This is a genomic window from Legionella pneumophila subsp. pascullei, from assembly GCF_900637585.1.
Lineage (GTDB): Bacteria > Pseudomonadota > Gammaproteobacteria > Legionellales > Legionellaceae > Legionella > Legionella pascullei.
This window is the reverse complement of sequence record NZ_LR134380.1, coordinates 1319742-1340220: the sequence shown is the minus strand read 5'-3', so window position 1 is coordinate 1340220 and position 20479 is coordinate 1319742. Positions and strand designations below refer to the sequence as shown.

The following is a 20479-nucleotide window of genomic DNA, read 5'->3' as shown; positions in this document are numbered from 1 at the left end:
TACAAAAAAAATTGCCATGATTTATAGGAAGCCAACATCAATATTAATTTTACTGGTAATTCCTTTCTAACTGATTTAAATTATTCACTTTTATAATAATAAACATGGAATGAGTTACTAAATCATGAAAAAATTTATCCTGTTCCCCTTAATTTCTGCCCTGTCCAGTACTTTTGTCCATGCTGGTGGTATGGGTGATTCCAATTCTTGTTGCTCTACTTTTGCATCACTTGAGGGTGGGTACACCTGGAGTTCTATTGATGGATACAATTTCACTATAGTTGGCACCAACAATACGCTCACCTCGACAGAAGATAAACAAGGCTATAGTGGCCGCCTGGCTGTCGGTGTGCTTAGTATGATAGATGATCAATATGGATTCACAGGCGAAGTGGGCTGGGGTTACTATGGTAGAACTACTATTAATCCAAGTGTTCCAGGAGCTTTAGGCCGGGTACCTGCAGCCTTAACGATAAAGCATACCTTGAGTGGATTTGATGCCCTACTCGGCATTACCTATTTTCAAAACTATTTTAGTTGGTCTGCCAAGGCAGGAGCGCTCATTCAAAATATGCAAACAGACACAAGTGCCTTTTTTACTCCGCAAATATTCCCTATAGTGGATAATTTCGATATGAAAACGAACAGGACTGCTGTCTTACCAGCAGCGAAGCTGGGAGTTGCTTATAACTTTGACTCCAACTGGGCTATTACTGGCTCTTATTTGTTCGCTCTTGGCGCAAATCCAGGAACAACAGCAGTTTTCAATCCTAACACACTAAGATCCAGTTTAAGCATTGACGATGAAAACCCCATGATGAATGCTATCTTGTTTGGGGTTCAATATACTGCTTAATGCAATATTATTTAAATCTGTAACCTTTTTATGAAGTCAGGTGTTTGCAAATGGATATAAAGTCTTAAGACTTTTGAAGTTTGATAAAACACCTTGACCTCACAATATGCTCGTAATTCACACCTCAAAAAACAAAGCATATGAATAAACTCACTAACCCCATAATCATTAAAATATGCATGGGAAGTAATTTCTACAGGACTTACGAAAAACCCCAAGGTCAAGGCAAAAAATGTTTTTAATGAGAGAGTTTAGATACACTAAATGACCGAATTAAAAACATTTTTTAACAAAGAGATTGGGGTTTTTCGTAAGTCCTGTTCTATTTTTGAAACAGCAGAACTTGTTATTTTTATAATGACCTACCGTATGATTTATTAAGCAAATATAATACCTCTTCATCCTCTGTCTGGGAGAAATCCTCATACCAAAGACCCACAGCGTTAAAAGACAGGGGGGATATAAGACAAACATATTCATCCGCAACATTTTTCATTATGTCGTTCATATCCTCAGGTGCTACAGGAACCGCCACAATAATCTTTTTAGGTGATTCCTTACGTAAAGCAAGAACAGCAACACGCATACTAGCTCCTGTGGCAATACCGTCATCAACCAGGACTACGATTTTATTTTTTAAATCGGGAAAAGGTTTGTCACCACGATAAATTCTATTCCGCCTTGCTAATTCGTTTTCTTCTTGAGAAATGACCTGATTGATGTCTTTTTGAGAAAGTTGTAAATACTGCAGCAACTCTTCATTATAAACTGTTATTTTATTACTGGCCAAAGCACCAAAAGCTAATTCTTCATGCCCGGGAACACCAAGTTTGCGAACAATCATTAAATCCAATGGAGCATTTATTACCTCTGAAATCATTGCAGCTACAGGCACTCCTCCACGAGGTAGTGCAAGCACTATGACATCATTTCGGTTCGCGTAAGGCTTAAGCTTCTCTCCTAATAATTGTCCAGCTTGATAACGATCTTGAAAGCGATCCATTTTCCTACTCAATTATCTGTCCAGCTATTTTTATTGTAGTTCAGATCTGGAAATTATCCTGCTGTCAGCAAGAATTTATAATGATTAATCTTCTCTGAATTTAAGCTAATAATTATCAGTACACTATTTCATCATTTGAATCCATTTCAAATAAAGTGAATAGCTGTGTACATCAAAATAGTGCATCAAGGAATATAAAGAATGGATTAATTTATAGAGTCTAAAGATCACCAACCAAAAATTATGATCATATTTTAGGCATAATTTAAAAATTGACTCTATACTTATGCTGTATGCTAAAAAATAATTGAAGCAATATAAGGAGAGTACAATGAATGTGCATACCATGTGTTTTTCGAGGGTGTTACGTTATGCTGCTGTGACAAGCCTTCTCTTTATGGCTGTGTCTTTTACATCAGTGGCAAATGCGGCTCAGGGATGCGGGGAAGGTTATCACAGGGCCATTCATAATGGTACTTGTGTTCTAAACTATCCAGGTGCCTTTGCAACCCCGGCACCTGCACATCCAGGCTGTTGGCGTAACATGTGGGGACAATTGCGTTGCTATAGATACTGATTAACGCAGTTAAACATTAGCCTTACTTCTTGCTTATATGAAGATATTAGCAAAAGTAAGGCTTTTATGTAAAATAGACATTCTAAACACCAGAAAAACCGGAAGGTTTTTCTAAAACTTTGGTTTGCTTAAGGGATTGTAATTTCCCGGTTAATGCAACATATATACCGAATAAAATCAAACCTCCCCCAATGATTTGAGAAATACCTGGAACTTCTCCCAGAATAAAATAGGTAAAAATTATAGATATTAAGGGAACTAATGATGAGCTAATCGCTATTTCGGCAATACTCGCATACTTCGTGCCTAGCATATCAAAATAATATCGCAGAGCAACAATAACACTTCCATAAAATAACATCCACTTCCATAAAAATGGTGAGAACAAGTCCGAAAAGTGGCTCCACCCAAACAAAATAATTGCGATAAAAAAGAAAAAAACTACTCCTAGCAACATTCGAAGTATACCAAATACATAATCAGGCAATCTTCTAAGCGCATGAAAGCCAATAATAGTTGAAGAAGTACTCGAAATCACGGCTAAAAAAATGCAAATTTCACCTACATGAGGAATAGAACTAAAAAAGGGATAAAGAAGACCTGTTTTAACTCCAGGGGTTGGAGCATGGTTAACTGAAACAGTTAACCAATACTGCAGAAAAACTATTGCGAATATACCCAAAGTGGCCAAAAAAGCCCCAACAGTAACTCGAGTATTAGGCACCTCACCAAAAAAGATCCAGCCAGCCAATAAAGTCATGGGGATCTGCAAATTTGAAATAAGAATAACATTAATCACACTGGCATACATCAATCCAAAGAAAAATAAAGTAGGGGTTAAAAAACCTGCAAATAAAGCCGCGAGCGAGAGCAAACACCAATTTTTTCCTGTTAAATGTTCTGGTTTAAAATTCTTGAGATCTCTAAAATGAATTACAATTAAAGTGAGTAAGGCAACAAGGTTTCCTGCAAAAAGCACGTTACAAAAGGATATTGGATTACGGCCATTCACCAAATGTTCATTACCAAGTATGATCAGTTTTGCTATAACCGGATTGGCTGCACTTAATATGATAGAGCTTAAAGATAAATACAATATTCCCTTATATCTGGGTGAAAACATGTTCTCTTCCTTTGATTCCTCTGTAATTTAAGTATCAGTTTTTATCAAGCTATTTAGTTACCAGAATGTAACTCTACTATACAAAGCTAAGCGAATATTTCATAGAATTGAGCAAAAGGAAATGTCAGCTCTATCTTTCAATCCAATCAATTGACGTAACCGAGATGAATATAAAATAACATAGTTTAAATCCACGTTTATTTTATAACAAGCTTAATGTAAAAATCTGTCTCTCTCCGCCTGTAACCATATATACTCAATAACAATTAGCTACCAGTGGAAGAAGGTTTAGCAGAAGACGGTTTAGCATCAGGCAACTCATCGGTAACCTCTTTTGGCAAATTTTTAGAAACTTCTGTGGTATAATGCTCGGTATGTTTTCTAAAAAACTCAATCCCTATATCGCGCAAACTGGGAGGATTATTAATCGCTTTATAATGCGAATAATTTAAGGCCAGGAAAAACCTGTCATCCCCTCCATCGTCTGAATTACATCCAAGAATTGTGAGTCCAGGATAGGTTAACTGCAGTTTCTTATTATATTGATCTGCCACTTTTAATTCTTTAGCTATCTCATCAGTATCTGTAGCTTTCTCTTTCTTATCAAGATCGAGAACAGAAAAAGTAACACGGTATTCTATTAGCTTTGATGAAGGATTATATTCCCATTTGTAATATTTCTCTTCCGAAGTAGATATCGGTAATGGTCTAAATCGATTTAACAGTTCAGCAGCACGCTTGGCATAAAACGAAAAAATCTTTTCAGAATTAAAAAGAACGACACGAAACTGACCTGGCTCTTGCTTTGACTCACGTACCTTTAATCGTGCCTCTTCAGGGAGTATTTGTTTTAATGATTTAAATAATGCCTGGGCATCGTCTTTACTCATCAAAGGAGATACAATGAGATCCCTCCTCTTGGATTCAAATTTCACAGATTTCCCAGTACGATCCTCATAGAGATCATGAATAAAAGCCATTAATTCTTTCATATATATTACCAATCATATTGTATAATATATATACAATCTAGTAATAATTAATTATGATGTCAATATTTATGACTGGATAATAGACTACAAAAGCTAGATAGCATACTTCATAAGCTAATATTAGCCCCTGACTAAAACCCAAAAATACTATTCAAACTTCCCTTTTTCTAAAAAACTCAGAACAAGTTTTTTTACTTTTGAATCATACATAATAAAAGTATGGGTATTGTTAATAATGACTTGCTCTGTTTGTCCCTGCAAACGAGCATAGTCTGGCGGAACTTTGGCATCAAACCGCCCAGCGATTATCCCCATTTTGATATCAGGTACAGGAACACGGTGCACATAGGATGTTTGCTCGGAACTTAATTCAGCCAAAGGTTTTATGAAGTAGGTAATCATCGGAAATAATTTAATGGATAACTTTGCCAGCTTAGAGCCTTGATTAGGAGGAGCCAACATAATGAGATAACCTACGTGTTTTAATTGTTTCTGAGGCAATTTGGATAACGCTTCCCTTACAATAATGCCACCAAGACTATGAGTAACAAAATGAATTTTTATTGCCGGATTATTCTCGAGTATTGATGCAATAAATTGATTTAAATACACTCCATGCTCTTGAATATTGTATTTGGCGGAGGGGTATTTGTACAAATAGACCTGATATCCCCGAGCTTCCAGATATGATTTTAATGGTTTCATACTCACGTAGGTACGCATTAATCCATGAATTAGTACAATAACCTCTCCACGATGCCTGGAGTTCATTTCACCTGAAGAACGATTTATCTGTATTGGATTGCTGGTATCTGGGGAATAAGCATAAGCCTTGGCAAATGTAACTATTCCAAAAAATATCATCAGAATTATTTTTATACTTCGCCTTTTATTGATAATGGAATGACCCACTATTATCTCTATTGTTTTGATTAATTTATTCTTTCTATAGATAAACTTAAAATGATTTTTAATCAAGAATATCAATTCAATTATTGCATTGAGTTAAGTGCAAACTTATTCAGGATGAAAGCAAAACCAGCAAATGAGCTTATGATTGCCTCATCAGATAAAATAAACTTCATATTCACCAACTAAAGACTGAGAAATTTTTCAAGAATAAAGGTGTTAATTTTGCCAATTTTGTAGTATATTTGCCCACAACATTTTGGAGATAAAACACATGACAAGTGAATTAGTCATTTACAATGGGAAGAAAAAATAACGAACTCTCCAAAATTATTTTTTAATACTTAAAATAATGTGTTTTACCCATGAATCGATATAGATTCTACAGCTGTTTAGGAGTGTAAATGCTTGAATACTTGACATGGATTACTGCAAATATTGTATTAGTGAGTAATTCTATTTTCGGAACACCGCATCCAGTTCATGCTCAATTACAAGTACCTCAATGCCTTGCTGCAAAAATGACTATTGCACATGATGTCTTGGCTGAAAATGAGCAATTCAAAATCATTGATCTGCCTGGCAACGATATTGAAAATATGACTCTTTTAGCAGAACAAGTAAATTGTGGTGATTTTATCGACGTAACGGATAAGTTCTCTGATACCCTGTTGACCGCCAAAAGAAAATCAGCGGAGAACATTCTGCAAAACAGCGCATTAAAAGCCCTTAAAAAATCTCAAGAAAACAAAACCATCTATGAGATCAAACACCAAAAAGAAGTAAATGCCGTAATAAAAGAGATAGTTGCTGACAACATTTGGCAGACATTAAACCACTTGACATCCTACAGCAATCGTTCTGCAACCAAGGACACAGGAGTGGCTGCAGCGAATTGGTTAAAATCTCAGATTGATGCAATGATAACGGAGTACAATCGTAGCGATACTGCCACATTTTTTGTTAAAGCCGGCTGGTATAAACAACCTTCCCTGGTGACAGTCATTGGTAAAGAACTGAAAACACCCGCTATAGTCATTGGTGCGCCAATGGATACTTTAGATGGATACATGCCTGGTGCTGACGAAGGTAGTGGTGCTGCTGCCATTATGGAAAGCACTCGTGTTTTGTTAGCCTCCAAGCTGAAATTCAAGCATCCGATTTATATTATCTGGTATGCTGCCAGTGACAGGAATTTGGCAGGGTCTCAATACGTAGTCCAATATTTTCAAGAAAAATCTATTCCTGTTAAAGCCGTACTGCAACTCAACAAGACAGGGTTTCGCGCTAACTCAGATGATTCAACCATGTGGGTGTTTACCGACAATACAAACCATGATCTGAACCAATATATTGCAAAATTAATAAAAAATTACATCCATACACCAGTTAATTTTTCGCAGTGTAATTACGAATGCGGTGATCATATTTCTTGGAGTCAAGAAAATATACCCGTAACCTATGCAGTTGAATCTGACTTTAAAAACCTTAACCCCTATATCGGCAGCTCTTCAGATACAATGGACTTTTTGAATCTGGAACATATAGCTAACTTTTCAAAGCTGGCCATTGCCTTCTCAATAGAGCTGGGCTCCAAATAAAAACACGTCAAATCATTAATATCAGGGTAGGCAATTCTTATAATTCCTACCCAAGATCTATCTACGAGGAGGACGGCTATTATAATTTGCCACTCTTGAGCCCCACTCCAACAAGTTTTTATTGCAATCATCCTTGTCTAGGAACACTTCAATAAAACAAAGCGCTTCTGTTTTTTCTGCCTGTTTAATTGCAGTGAGTAGTTCCTTGTTGGTTTTAACTATAAAAGATTTTGCATTACTCTGTTCCCCGCGGAATACATTAACCAGTTCAGCGTAACGCCAATTATTAATGACATTATAAGGACCATCATGAATTTGTACTTCAATAGTGTAACAAGCATTATTCATTAAAAAAATAATTGGTTTATACCCGTAACGTATCATGGTTGATATTTCCTGGGCAGTCATTTGAAATGAACCATCTCCTATGCAGGCAATCACTCTTTTTTGATTATGCAAAGCAGCCTGCATGCCTAGCAAAGCACCTACTGACCAACCAATAGAACCATACTGCATTTGAATTTCGAAAGGACAACCTTCAGGCAAAGACAGGCGCATACAATTAAACCAAGAGTCCCCTGTTTCAGCCAACAAAGCTTTTTTGTCAGAAAGCATTTTCTGAATTTGACCAAACAAATAACGGCTGCTTAATGGAGCGTCTGGTTGATCTAACTCTGGATAAACGACAGTTTCTTCAGCAATTCGTTTATAAGCTTTGTATGAAGCATCATTAAATTTTAATTTTTTACTTAATTCTCTGAGAAAATCATTCATGAAGATATTGGTATAAACTGTTTCACCAATAATAACCCCTCCCTTGGTGGTCTTTATTGATTTGTGGGGGTTAATTCCCCATACATACCCAACTGTAGTATAGTCATTCTCATTAGGCCCAATAAGCAGATAGGCATCACTGGAATCGATAATTTCGGCGCATCCAGAAGAGCTGACTGGTCCCCAATAGATACCTATAAAGTTAGGATGCTGTTCTGAGATAAATCCTTTCGCATCGGGCATAGCCGCCATAGCATATCCAGTACACTTTGCCAACTCGCTGACAGAATTGATTGCATTACAATGCCTAACCTTACTACCTACAATCAAGCTGGGCTTTAGAGCGGAGTTTAATTTTTCAGCAGCATGCTCTACTGCTGCAGCCAGAGACGAACTGTCGCTAATTTTATAGGTGTTAAATGCGCGTTGAGTAGGCTTGGAGATAGGATAGTTAGCAATATTACACGCTATTTCAATATAGACCGGCTTTTTTTTAGCGATTGCGATTGCTATAGCCTCGTCTATCTGCATGGCAGCCTGCTCTGGCTTTCGAATACAAACGACATGGGCAGTAATTCGAGAAAAAATGTCTCTTACATACAAATTATCTTCAGTCGCCAGCGTGTGATGGAGAATTTCAGCATCCTGTATGGAATTAGTATTTGGGCCACCCGATATAACCAAAATGGGGAGATTTTCGGCATACGCTCCTGCAACCGCATTAACAACACTAAGTCCACCCACACTATAAGTAACGAATAAAGCGGAGACCCCTTTTACCCGGGCATAGCCATCAGCAGCGTATCCTGCATTCAACTCGTTACAGCAATTAATCATTTTTATTTTTTCGTTTTTCAGGACTTCATCGAGTAAAATAAGATTGTAATCACCCGGTATAGCAAAATATTCAGAAATATTTAATTCCTCCAGCCGCTTTGCCAAATACTCTCCAATTGAGCACATGTTAATCCCTTATTAAATAAGAACTTTTTAAATTATAGCACAGCCAGAAATCACTAGTTGGCAGGTGAGTATCTGTTAAAACAAGAGTTCACCTGGCATCAAATTTCAAATGAAAATTTAAATATTCCATCTTAATATCGAGGAACAAACTCACCATTTTTCGATGTCAAAATCTCATTTTGTATTTCCATTATTTTTGCCAAATACAATTCGACTTTGCCCTTTTCATCCGTTTCGCAAAACGTTTTTTCTTCTGATGTCATTCTAAGTAAAAGTTGAATGTAATCATCTGAAGCGCTCTGTGTGCTGTCCGAAAATGTGGTTAATAATGTGCCATCAATAACCAAATCAATCAGGTTCGGGCTTATGAATTTTTTCCTTATCAAAGAACTCTGCAACAGTGCAGATTGACTTTCACTTTCTGCTTCCTGTTTAAATTTTTTCAAAATATCCTGCATCATTTTTAGGAAAAGAGTTAAACCTTCTATCGGATTGATTTTTCCAAGTGATACTTCATGCAAGATTTTCAGGCATTTTTTCCTGCAAGTTTTTTCCAGGATATCATCGAAATCATTTACAAAGGGGGGTAATTCTACCGTTGCATTCAAACTGTCCAGGAAGTGAGTTCCGGAAAGAAGACTTTTATGTTTTAAGCTTCCCTTATTTTGATAGATAGTACTATCAAGTAATGATGGAATAAGACTGCTATGGCAGGCCTCAGTGATACTTCTGCCTCTGTTGGTATTACGCCCCCTACCATGTTGAAGGTCGGTATAACCATTTGTTGGAACGATTTCTGTATTATAATAAGCTATCAATGTATAAAAAAATAAGTCAACACGTCGATTAGCATGTTCAATGACATACTGTTTCACCATTGACAGTAGTGTATCTTTTTCATCCCGATTTACATCTAACTCTTTTCTTGAGTAAGGCAAAGAAAGTGCCGCACTAAAATTCTTTTGATAATTAAATCGCTTACGTTTTCTGTGACTAAATTGATCCTGTTCTGCCAATTTTAATTTTGAAAAAAACCTTGAATCCGGTAAAGTTTCAGTATATTTACGTTCCGATAACTCTTTGTTTTTCAAAGTACTTTGAGGGTTAACGGCACTCTTAAGCAGAGGTACCTGTAGTAAGGGGCGGGAAGTTAATGAAAGATCTTTGCGCATTATTGTGGAAGGGTTTCTACGAGTACTAAACATTCTCATCATGCTCTTCTCCCTTAATAGCCATTATGTCACCGCAGTACTTGCTCAAAGCATCAAGAGTCTGTTTTTCCATAAAGACACTTAAACTTACTTAGTGGGAGCTTACAATCCAGAAGATATTCAAAACCAACTCCCTGCCTAAGTCAGAACATATACTGTCTTTTTACAGTACATAACAATCTTTAAAAAAGCAAACATTAAAATAAATTTATAATGAATAACTGAGAGACAAAAGACACAATCTGAAGAATAGCTATAACATTTTCCACTTTATAGCTATTTTAATAGTTGAGAAATTTTTTCTACTCGCTCTTCTCGTGATCCCCACAACTCAACAAGCTTGGGAGTATTCTTTATTGGCATGATTTGATATCTATTTTCAAAATAGATTTGTTTAAAAAAAGCATCTACTTCAGAACGATATGATTCATCAAGTGGACGAATACCATCATCTTCAATTTCTACAAGGTGCTTTTCATTGATGGAAACAAATATTAAAAGATCAATAAATTCCAATGATTCTTTTACAGGTTCAATTAAACTTTCCACAAATGCCATATCCAAGTCCGTTTTATGGTAATTTTCGGTATATAAGGAATAAGCAATATAATCAACGGGCGAACGATCAAATATGACTTTACTGGAGGAATTAGGATACTGTTTGACCCTGCTGATATTTTGGTAAAGCTGAATCCCGTTACAAAACCGAGTTGAATCCTTACCAAATTTAATATTGTAATTAGCACGCAATGCCCGATAAGGTTCTTCCTCTCTGATATAATCAGGGTGCGCTTTTATAAAATCCCAAACAAAAGTACTTTTACCTACTGAATGTGTTCCTGACACAGCTATACGCATTTTTTCTCTCACATTTATTCATACAGAATCCTATCACCAGCACAGGAAAACTCCTTGATTAATTAATCAAACAAAGTTTTTTCCGAAGAAAATATTATTTCATATAATCTCTCAAGCTGATTCTTTGTAACACGATGAGTTGATAATTGGGGTAACTTGCTGACCTCGAAAAAATCAATTTTAGAAATTTCCAAGTTTTCTTTTGCTTCTCCTGATATGATTTCACAGTGAAAAAAGAATTTATATGCATGCGGCCATTGCGGGGGATGATCATGTTTTTGTTTATCCCAGAGAGCCAATAACCTGATCACTGATATATCAAACCCAGTTTCTTCCTTTGTTTCTCTTATAACAGACTCAGAGGGTGATTCATTGATATCCACCCACCCTCCAGGAAGCGTCCATAGAGAATCCGCTCTTTCCTGAACTAATAATAGTTTATTTTCTTTGAGAATAAATGCCCGAACATCTAACTTGGGAGTTGCATAGCCTCTTTCTATTGAGAAAGTTTCATTAATCTGCTGAAAAGAGTTCTGCGAATTCAAAGCAGCAATTTCAGCAGCGATTTCTCTGAGCCTTATATATCTTTCCCTGTCAAATTCATTTCCACAGTAAGTTAAGCCATTTTGTGCAATAGCCTGAATTTCTGACACCCACTTTAACCATGAGGATTTATTATTTTTCATGAACTCTATACTCTTGACTACTATGCTCTAAAATTAAAAAAATCCGAGAATTACATTAATTGTATATCAACAAAATTAATTCATCCTGCCTAGACATCATTTTTTAGATAAAAACCAAATAACTGGATGCTTCATACAGACAAGTTAATTGCTATGCTGATTATTATTTACAAATATTGATACTTTTTTTAATATGCATCAATTCAATAACAAGGATTTACTGTGTCATACCAGACTTTTTTCTCGACTTGATCGTCATAATTCAATCTTGTGCACTCGCATGCAGCCAAGCAAATACAAAATTCTAGCCAGTCGAGGTTAGATGCGAAGCTTGGTTGGGCAAATCAATTTGTCCGGCTAAACCTATAAATTAAAATAGCGATGTAGGAAGAAAAACATGCAAAACAAATTATTACAGTTTATTTGCATCAAAAAATTGTGCAAACAGAAAAAGTCTTATAAATCAATAATAAAATTTGCCAGTTTGCTTTTAGCAAAGAAACAAATTATCTGCGCGTTCACATTAGTCTCTATTATAAAATCGTCTTGGGCCGATCATCATTATGACACAATAATTATTGGTGCTGGAGTATCCGGATTAACCGCAGCGCATCATTTACATAATGCACAGCAAAAAGTACTTATTATTGAAGCAAAAAACCGCCTTGGAGGCAGGGTATATACCAGCTATGATTGGGGTTTCGCCACTGATTTGGGAGCATCCTGGATTCATGCCATTGAAAATAACCCATTAATGCCGTTGATTGGCAAACAGTCGATTATTATCAATAGTTATAGCAACTCTGATCCAGTAGCTATGCTGACCAATTATGCTTTATATAACAGTGAAGGGAAACCAGTATCAAAACAGACACGACGCTTGTTTTCAAGTTTAACCAGAGAGTTCTTAAGATATTGCCAAACTCGCAGTGAAATGATCTCGTTTGCGCAAAACCTAACTACCTTTGCAAAACAAAAAAAACTTACCTCGGAGCAACTTGCCTTACTGAGTTATGCCTTGGAAAACATCTATACTTACGAATTTGCTGATAATTTGACTAAATTATCACGCAACGTCCATTCAGTATCCGAGGCATCCATCGCTTCTGGAAAAAATGCCCTTGTACCTGAAGGCTATTTTCAACTTTTCCGCCGATTCACTCAGCATATTCCTATTCATTTAAACCAAGTAGTTAGCCAAATTAATTACGGACCTGATGGTGTCGACATCATCACCCAACATGATAAGTACCATGCCAATCAAGTCATTATTACCGTACCATTAGGCGTGCTCAAAGCCAATACAATCAAATTTCATCCCGACTTGCCCAAGGATAAGCGCACAGCGATATCCAAGTTAGGGATGGGAAGTTATGAGAAATTGTATTTGCTATTCGACAAGGTTTTTTGGGATAAAGACAGCGAATGGATTGGCATGCTGCCCCAAGATAAACAAGAAGCATTCAATATCTTTAATTATTACAAATACACAAAAAAACCTGTACTCATCGTATTTACAAGTGGCAAACTGGCGCGTGATATGGAAAAAGAACATTTAACCGAATGGGTGATGCAACATTTAAGACGAATTTATGGAAACGACATCCCGAAACCAGTTAAAAATAAAAAAACTCATTGGGGCAGTGATCCATTCACACGTGGCAGTTATTCTTACTTGCCGGTAAACGTTGATAAGAGTGTTATTGGCACTCTCGCTCAACCTGTAGCTAACCGTCTCTATTTTGCTGGAGAAGCTACCTCAACCACAGATCCCAGTACTGTGCATGGCGCTTATCTATCGGGGATACGCGCAGCAGAAGAAGTACTGGCCAGCATCAAACACTCTGGAAAAAATAGAGAAAAAGATAAAGCTGTCAATTCATAAACCCTTTTTGATTTTGGAGAAAGTAATGTACGCCAAAAGAGGTAATCATTTACTAATTAATAAAGATGAAGAACAAGAAGATAACCAAAATACCGTATTTGTCCCTCAAACAAACAGTTTTGCTCCTCCTAAAACTCAAACCTACTTTTGTACGGCAGATCAATGCTCTTTGAATAACCCCTATGCTCCAGCTCAAGGCTATACAAGGCCTGATTCATTGCATTTCAAAGCAACCCCAGCGAATCCCGAGATTTACGAACAAGTATTTAAAATTTCAGAAGAAAGCATTAAAACCGAAACACCGTTCACAAATAGGGAGACAAGACATTCTGAAAAAAAAGAAAATAGTTCTAATGATTGGAGTGGACTTATTCCTGATGAGTTATATCAAATGATGCTGGAAGCTGCAAAGCAAGGCATTCTTGTTTCGTTCCTGCTTACTCTCACCGATGAAATAATAAGTGACTATCTAAAAAATCATCATTATTCACCGCAACAGATTTACTGGATTTCTCAAGGCATTAGAGCTTTAACTCTAATCGCTATTGGCACTTCACCAGGAATCGCTTTGGGATTACCGATAAGCACATATTTACTGACTGAGCATTTTGGATTTGATAAAACGAATGTCAATTATCTCACAACAGGTTCAATTATAGCTTGGGGGATATTAAGCTCTCCTTTTAATTTACTTAATACATCCCTTATGATGGCAAGTTCTATTGGAGCCAGTGTATTAAGCAGCAAAATAACTCAATCGTCCTATCAATTTGTGCGTAACCGATTTTTTTCTTCAAAACCTGAGAAAGAAGAATTCCAACAAGAGAACATATTGCAAAAAACAATCCAGCAGTAATTCACCGCAAAAATTTTATGAATTACTATGAGATTCCTGCTAAAAAGAACCCACGTCTTCCTGTGCTTGGGGCAAAATAATCAGAGAACACTTCAGATTTCATAACCAAAACTCTCAAGCACAGGATCAAAAGATTTTAAATTAGTTGATATTTACTGACTAATATTGGCTATATTTATTATATGATTACTGTTTGTGCAGAATAATGGCACACGATAAAACATTCTTTTCTCAACAAGCACAATCAAGCCTTACTCTGCTTAATTATGTGCATCACGATGGGATTGGTGATTTCAGGCATTTGCTTGATTTTGTATTTTTTTTAAATAACACTCCGGTTTTAAAAGAGACCGAATTGATTTGTATTGTTATCAACAGTCACAAGCCGGGCAATCCCCAATCTGTGTATATAGAAAAGCAGTTGGAAAGTTTGAATGTCGCACACAAGATTCTGATCCACGACTCCATTAATGGTCATGAGGATTTACGACAAGAAATTCAAAAAAATAGACCATTACGAAAACAGTTACAGCATACTATTGGAATCATTGATATTGCATTGAATACCTCCTATAAACTGGTTATCCAGGAGTTTTGCAAAGACAAACCACCAACAATCACTATAGCCGAAATTGATTTGTACGCTACTTATGACAAACCATCTCTTGTTTCAGATCCTGAAAAACGTATTGATAAATCAAGATATCAAGCTGATCGCGTCTATATAATGGGACTGGGAGCAGGAAAAGCCGGATTAAAATTAACTGGGGGATTATTTAACTCTCCTCAAAAAGCCAGAGAAGCTTTGCAACAAATCAGTGATAAAAGAATTAAACATATATTGTTAGGTCAAATTGATGAAGAGCCTATTTCACAAGAAACAACAAACGTTTTTTTACAAAATAATCATTTTATTCCTGGTTACCTTCAAGATATCGATACAATATTTGGATTCATCAGTATTTTTGCCACCAACCATAAATTAAATGCGGAAAGAAAAAATCTCATTTTTTATTTAAACAATTATCAAAATCTATTTAAGAAAAATTATTATGATGAAGACACAGGGAGACGCTACTCACAGTTCACTGATTTATTGTTTGACAAACATTTCCCTTGGCATAACGTTTTTGCAAATTCAGGTATCCGCTCAATTACTATCTATAACTACGCTGGTCAAAAACCCACTGAAGAAGAAATAAATCTAAATCCTGAAGGTAAACAAATGACCATCATTACTGGTATTATGCTTAATGATACTGACTATCAATTGCTCTATGACATACCGCAACATTTCGTTGCGGCTTCAGGTGATAATACGCTGGAAAATGCTATTAATCATGGTCTGCTATTTTTAATGCAATATAAGTATCAATATCATACCGTTAGAGAAATTGCTAAAATTGCAGAGCAAGCAAAAGATACTTTAGGTTTTAGTGAAGAAGAAATTCGAGAGTTTCATGCCTATTTTGGTGAGGCCCATCACCTTATCAGTTATAGTAATGAAAAATCCATAAAAGCCAGATCTTTGTTACAGTCAATAGATTTAATACGTTTGTCTTCCAACATGAGAAAAGTTTGTACCTATTTAATAGAGAATGAGAATTTTTTACATCAATTACCTGAAATTTTACAAGCCGATTTATTGAACTTAAGCAAACCAGGGATGAAACAATAAATTAAGTTTATGGTAAGTAGACCATACTTACAGGACTTGCGAAAAACCTCATCGGGGGAGATCGTAAGTCCGTACTCATTCGATACCATTTTCTTGAACCTCAATAGCATTATTATGACGTTTTTCATGATCGAGTAACCACTGTTTACGATTTATACCACCCCCATATCCCCCCAATTCACCATTAGTATTGATAATCCGATGACAAGGAACCACTATAGCTAATTGATTGGCACCATTAGCATTGGCTACCGCTCTGTAAGCTGAAGGATTACCTATTACTTGTGCCTGTTGCAGGTAGCTTCTTGTTTCTCCATAGGGAATATTGATTAATGCGAGCCATACCTTTTTTTGAAAAGGGCTGCCAATTAAATGGATAGGCGTATTAAACTGCCTTAGTTTTCCCGAAAAATAAAGCTCCAACTCTTTTTGTATAGCCTTTAAGATTGGGGAATCTCCCGGGATAATTACTGCTTTGGTTTTATTTCTCAGCCTTTCAATCTCTCTTTCCAATCCTCTTCTATCGACGAATTCAAGTAAATATAAAGCGCTTTCATCTGCAACAGCAAGCATAGGGCCTAAAGGTGTATCTAACCAGGAAGCCTTAAAAACTTTGTTCTGTTCATTAAAATGAGAAGGTGCAGCTCCCAGAATCTTCGTAAAAGCATCTCTAAAACCACTTCCTGAGTGATATCCAGCATCAATTTGCGCATTAATCACTAAATCACCTTCTCTGATTTGTTTCATTGCCATACCCATTCTTCTGGCACGAGCATAAGCTACAAATGTCATTCCGAATCTTTTCTTAAATTGGCGCCTTGCTGTTGCAACATCAACTGATAATGCTGCAAAATCACTGTCTTTCCATCTTTTTTCAGGATTAGCCTCAACTGCTTCAACTAAATGTTTGACCAAATCAGAAACTTGATTTGGATGTGACAGAGGTTGACAACGTTTACAGGGCCTGTAAGAGGCTAATAGAGCCTCTTGAGCGGTATGAAAAAATTCACAATTTTCCAATTTTGGTTTTCTTGCAGGACAAGTTGGTCGACAAAAAACACCTGTTGTTTTCACTCCAACATAAAAAACTCCTTCATAGTAGGTATTTTTACTCAACAGAGCAGTATAATATTCCTTTTTTCTTTGATCGTTAATTTCAAACATCACCATTCCTGACAAGCTTTCTTACTAATTATTATAAATCTTCTTTAAAATGGTGAAGCCGAAAATCAGACAGTGAATTTTTAAAATTAGAAAAGGAGCCAGTTATCCATGAGAAACATTCTCATACCTGTTTTGATGTTTTGCCTGATGATAAACATAGGCTGGATAAAAGAAGTAAAAAGGCAATAATTTAGCTAAAGAATAAAAAAATAAAGGCACTCCCGCCATGATGGTAATAACCTTTAAAATGACATGCTCACCAGTAATCCCTATAATAATCCAGGGAAAGAACAAGGATAGAAGAATCAAAAGACGTAATCCCAAAACCTTACTTACCAATTTTTTATTGGCAAGAGCAAATTGCATGCATTCGAATCCCTTTTTCAAAGGTGATTCCGGGTTGTTGACAGTTAAAATAGGCGTAAAAATAGCCAATACATAGGCTAACAGCACCAATGCTTGAAAAGGTTTAAAGACAGAACCAACTTTCTCCATGATAATAATAGTTAATAAAATGGGGCCCATAGATATGCCCATTACTTTGGAAGTACCAGGGTTAATAAAATCGATATCCTCAGTATTCATGTTGATAGGCTTGCCATCCAGATGGGCTTTAATCATCTGGTATAGTCCATCGAGAAAGGGGAAAAAAGCCAAATAAAGTAACCCTGCTACTAGCAAAAGATAAGGATAATTAATAAACGCATGGTCAAAACTAACCCAACCCAACTGATTTAACCCTAATGGAATAATTAATCCAAAAACAATAAAGACAGCAAGTGGTGTTAATAGAAGATAGCTTAAAGGCCACCACAGAGAAGAGCGGCAAAGTGAGTAAGATTGCCATGCCTCATTTAACCAGGGGAAGTATTTTTCCAGCTTCATGAAATTCGGGCACAATTTATATTAAATGATTTATATTAGCACGTTAATCCTATAGTTAAAAGAATGCCCACAAATGCTGGATTGAAACTTTTATAGGGTGTGCTAATAATTCATCCTCACTGCCACTCACCTCTGCTTGACAGCAGTATCCATAGAATAAATGTTTGACTGGTTTTTACTAAGTTTTAGGACCGATTGAATTCAATTCATCGGTCATATCATATGCAGCTCTCTCTTGCGTAGTGGGAGTGGAAAATAAAGGGGGACAGTGCATAGGCTCCTCGTCCTTTTCTGAGCATTCTTTATCAGGTTTACCCGCAGAGCCTGATTTTAAATCGATGCCTTGAATCTCGGTGTTACTCTCAAGGTTTTTTATAATATTTAATGGAGTTCTATTCCAAAATACACTGGCTATAATACCTGATATCAACAAACCTGCTCCTGCACCAATAAAAGCTCCCGCTATCGTTCCCATTAATACACCCAGTCCTGGCAAAAGGAAAAAACCTATGAGTCCGCCAACAATCGCCCCTACTCCTCCTGAGGCGGATGTACCCCCACCTATAAAAAGACCTGTTCGCATAGCCGGTGATAATTGACTTTCTTTATCTTTAACAGTTTGCCGAATAGTTGTTTTTTTTGATCTATTAGCATTTTCAATTTCGGAGGATATCCCTTTTCCTCCTGCTTTAAGTTTGTCAATAGACGATATTGGCTCTTTTTTATCTGCAGCCCGCATAGACTGAACGGCAGGATGAATGTGCTGTCTTCCCCTGTCTTTTTCAACAAGAGCACGCGTTTCTTCACGTGTTGCCATGCGAAGCACATTATCTACATTGCCTAAATTGTCCAGTGTATCGATAAGAATTGGATTATAACTACCCTCTGGAGCTCCAAATTCTTTCATTTTCTTATGGCTATAGGCGCAAGTAAAATCCCCACAAGAGTAAGCATCGCCTTGTGGGTGTTTCGGGCCCGTATGACGGATGTTCACAAGCTCTTTGGGAATTCCACATCGGTTTAATAAATCCAGTACATAATCATCAAGTACAGCAGCACCCCCAGGCCCATAAGGGTCAAATAATTCAAGATCATAAACTATATCGCTAATACTCCTTCGCGATTTGCTTAAATAGACCCCTCGCCAATGTCCAGGTCCAACAGGTATCATAATGTGATGAACTTCGGGATTGAATACATCACTTGCCAAAGTGTCTATAATCGCATTAGCGGAATGAGGATCATGACGATTGAGAACTGCCATCACAACGATACGACCTTGAGATTTTGGCATGAGAAGAGTCATATCATGGTCTTGCATTTGATCACGCTCTGTTCTTAAATGCAATGCTGTTTCATCAAAACGTCCCTGCATAAGATGTCTTTGGCGATTTATTTCAGATTGAGCCTCCATCTCTTTAGTTATCAATCCATAAATGAAATAAGAAGTTCCCTCCAAATCTGGATTTTGTTCAGAATAGCTGTCTTTAATGGTTTTAATTAACAAATCGATAACATTTTGGTTTTGGGCATACAAAGGAATATCATCTGTTGCAGCGAGATTATTGATAAGCTCTATGAGTTTCTTGTCTGTTTCATTAAGTTGTTTGGCATATTTTTGGATTAATGAGCTTAAACTTTTACTCTGAATTTCTTTACTTAATGCCATATCATCACTCCAAAAATCCCTATACAGGTGCTATATAAAACAATTAAGAAAAAATACAGCCTCCTCCCCCTTCTTTATAGGGTATACTCCACCTTAAGCGGTTCGACAATGCATTTGACTTTAGAATGAAAGAGAAATAATTAACCAAAAAGAAAGGCGCTCTAATGGCCAATTATTTTACTTCATGGAGCATGAGATTACTTAAGCACAATAATATGCTCATGTCCATATAAAAAGATCATTACTTAAACACGACAGAGAGCACAGCTTATATCTTTATTGTCAATACATCAGTTGGGTGCGAAAACAATTGATTTTCTGCAATCACTTTTGCCCCACTCTTTTCATAAAATCGGTTCAAGCAAGGCTTTAAAGTATCTAACATAATGTATTCCGACTGTGCATATTGAGCTAACCGTTTCGCTTCATCAATAATTTGCTTTCCAAAACCCAGACCTCGATAAGATTTATCAATATAGACATACATTAACTCACTCACGACCGGCGGTTTAAACTTTCCAGTATTCAATTCCAGGCTCATGTCTTTATCGAACAAAACAAACATAGCAATGGGTTTCCCATTAAAGGTACCTATATAGGTATGCTCCTTTAAATCAGATAAAACCTCTTTACGAAACTCTACCCCTTTATTACGAATATATCCCCATTCGTCTTCTGCCCATTTTGCGGCAAGTTCTAAATATTCCATACACTCAGACAGTTTAGTAAAAGTAAGTTTGTGTTTGGACATTGCTAAACTAAAAAGTAACATCTGACAACCCCTTGATT

General features: G+C 36.5%; 18 protein-coding genes. 6 read left to right on the top strand and 12 right to left on the bottom strand.

Annotated elements, in window-relative coordinates; translation table 11 throughout:
* Window positions 1-124: 124 nt before the first annotated feature.
* The gene (locus EL201_RS06165) at window positions 125-856 is read left to right on the top strand and encodes an outer membrane beta-barrel protein (protein WP_027221404.1); all 732 of its coding nucleotides are present in this window, start codon (window positions 125-127) and stop codon (window positions 854-856) included.
* A gap of 352 nt (window positions 857-1208) precedes the next feature.
* Here the strand turns inward: EL201_RS06165 and EL201_RS06160 are convergent, their stop codons facing one another.
* Window positions 1209-1859 (bottom strand): phosphoribosyltransferase, encoded by a 651-nt coding sequence (locus EL201_RS06160; protein WP_027221403.1) that lies wholly within the window; start codon window positions 1857-1859, stop codon window positions 1209-1211.
* Window positions 1860-2190: 331 nt separating this feature from the next.
* Between EL201_RS06160 and EL201_RS06155 the strand changes: the two genes are divergently transcribed.
* Window positions 2191-2436 (top strand): hypothetical protein, encoded by a 246-nt coding sequence (locus EL201_RS06155; RefSeq protein WP_027221402.1) that lies wholly within the window; start codon window positions 2191-2193, stop codon window positions 2434-2436.
* A gap of 82 nt (window positions 2437-2518) precedes the next feature.
* Here EL201_RS06155 and EL201_RS06150 read toward each other — a convergent pair whose 3' ends face one another.
* The 3 genes from EL201_RS06150 to EL201_RS06140 form a co-directional block, all read right to left on the bottom strand.
* A complete protein-coding gene (locus tag EL201_RS06150; protein ID WP_027221401.1) occupies window positions 2519-3559 on the bottom strand; it encodes a DMT family transporter in 1041 nt (346 codons plus the stop codon).
* Window positions 3560-3825: 266 nt separating this feature from the next.
* Complete coding sequence (locus tag EL201_RS06145; RefSeq protein ID WP_027221400.1) at window positions 3826-4551, bottom strand: hypothetical protein; 726 nt, start codon at window positions 4549-4551, stop codon at window positions 3826-3828.
* A gap of 147 nt (window positions 4552-4698) precedes the next feature.
* Window positions 4699-5463 carry an esterase/lipase family protein gene (locus tag EL201_RS06140; RefSeq protein WP_027221399.1) on the bottom strand — a complete coding sequence of 255 codons (765 nt, stop codon included), beginning with the start codon at window positions 5461-5463 and terminating at the stop codon, window positions 4699-4701.
* 401 nt (window positions 5464-5864) lie between these two features.
* Between EL201_RS06140 and lapA the strand changes: the two genes are divergently transcribed.
* Window positions 5865-7061: an aminopeptidase LapA gene (gene lapA, locus EL201_RS06135; protein WP_027221398.1), complete on the top strand. Its 1197-nt coding sequence runs from the start codon at window positions 5865-5867 to the stop codon at window positions 7059-7061.
* A 57-nt stretch (window positions 7062-7118) separates the two neighbouring features.
* On the opposite strand, the gene EL201_RS06130 is transcribed toward lapA, so the two are convergent.
* The 4 genes from EL201_RS06130 to EL201_RS06115 all read right to left on the bottom strand — a co-directional run bounded on the left by EL201_RS06130 (window position 7119) and on the right by EL201_RS06115 (window position 11553).
* On the bottom strand, window positions 7119-8798 hold the full coding sequence (locus tag EL201_RS06130; protein ID WP_027221397.1) for a thiamine pyrophosphate-binding protein: 1680 nt from the start codon (window positions 8796-8798) through the stop codon (window positions 7119-7121).
* 131 nt (window positions 8799-8929) lie between these two features.
* Complete coding sequence (locus tag EL201_RS06125; protein ID WP_027221396.1) at window positions 8930-10012, bottom strand: hypothetical protein; 1083 nt, start codon at window positions 10010-10012, stop codon at window positions 8930-8932.
* A 273-nt stretch (window positions 10013-10285) separates the two neighbouring features.
* On the bottom strand, window positions 10286-10867 hold the full coding sequence (locus EL201_RS06120; protein WP_027221395.1) for an AAA family ATPase: 582 nt from the start codon (window positions 10865-10867) through the stop codon (window positions 10286-10288).
* A 62-nt stretch (window positions 10868-10929) separates the two neighbouring features.
* Entirely contained in the window at window positions 10930-11553 is a 624-nt protein-coding gene (locus EL201_RS06115) for an NUDIX hydrolase (RefSeq protein ID WP_027221394.1), read from the bottom strand.
* A 397-nt stretch (window positions 11554-11950) separates the two neighbouring features.
* Here EL201_RS06115 and EL201_RS06110 point away from each other — a divergent pair, with 397 nt between their 5' ends.
* The 3 genes from EL201_RS06110 to EL201_RS06100 all read left to right on the top strand — a co-directional run bounded on the left by EL201_RS06110 (window position 11951) and on the right by EL201_RS06100 (window position 15972).
* Window positions 11951-13438: an FAD-dependent oxidoreductase gene (locus EL201_RS06110; RefSeq protein ID WP_027221393.1), complete on the top strand. Its 1488-nt coding sequence runs from the start codon at window positions 11951-11953 to the stop codon at window positions 13436-13438.
* Entirely contained in the window at window positions 13338-14294 is a 957-nt protein-coding gene (locus EL201_RS06105; protein WP_080272897.1) for a hypothetical protein, read from the top strand. The genes EL201_RS06110 and EL201_RS06105 overlap by 101 nt, the downstream gene beginning before the upstream one ends.
* Window positions 14295-14499: 205 nt before the next feature.
* Complete coding sequence (locus EL201_RS06100) at window positions 14500-15972, top strand: hypothetical protein (RefSeq protein ID WP_027221391.1); 1473 nt, start codon at window positions 14500-14502, stop codon at window positions 15970-15972.
* Window positions 15973-16047: 75 nt separating this feature from the next.
* On the opposite strand, the gene EL201_RS06095 is transcribed toward EL201_RS06100, so the two are convergent.
* The 4 genes from EL201_RS06095 to EL201_RS06080 all read right to left on the bottom strand — a co-directional run bounded on the left by EL201_RS06095 (window position 16048) and on the right by EL201_RS06080 (window position 20462).
* Window positions 16048-17136, bottom strand: coding sequence for a bifunctional transcriptional activator/DNA repair enzyme AdaA (locus EL201_RS06095; protein WP_032828816.1), 1089 nt, complete (start codon window positions 17134-17136; stop codon window positions 16048-16050).
* A gap of 102 nt (window positions 17137-17238) precedes the next feature.
* A complete protein-coding gene (locus tag EL201_RS06090) occupies window positions 17239-18021 on the bottom strand; it encodes a hypothetical protein (protein ID WP_027221390.1) in 783 nt (260 codons plus the stop codon).
* 178 nt (window positions 18022-18199) lie between these two features.
* On the bottom strand, window positions 18200-19717 hold the full coding sequence (locus EL201_RS06085; protein WP_080272895.1) for a DUF456 domain-containing protein: 1518 nt from the start codon (window positions 19715-19717) through the stop codon (window positions 18200-18202).
* A gap of 241 nt (window positions 19718-19958) precedes the next feature.
* Entirely contained in the window at window positions 19959-20462 is a 504-nt protein-coding gene (locus EL201_RS06080; RefSeq protein ID WP_027221388.1) for a GNAT family N-acetyltransferase, read from the bottom strand.
* Window positions 20463-20479: the final 17 nt, after the last annotated feature.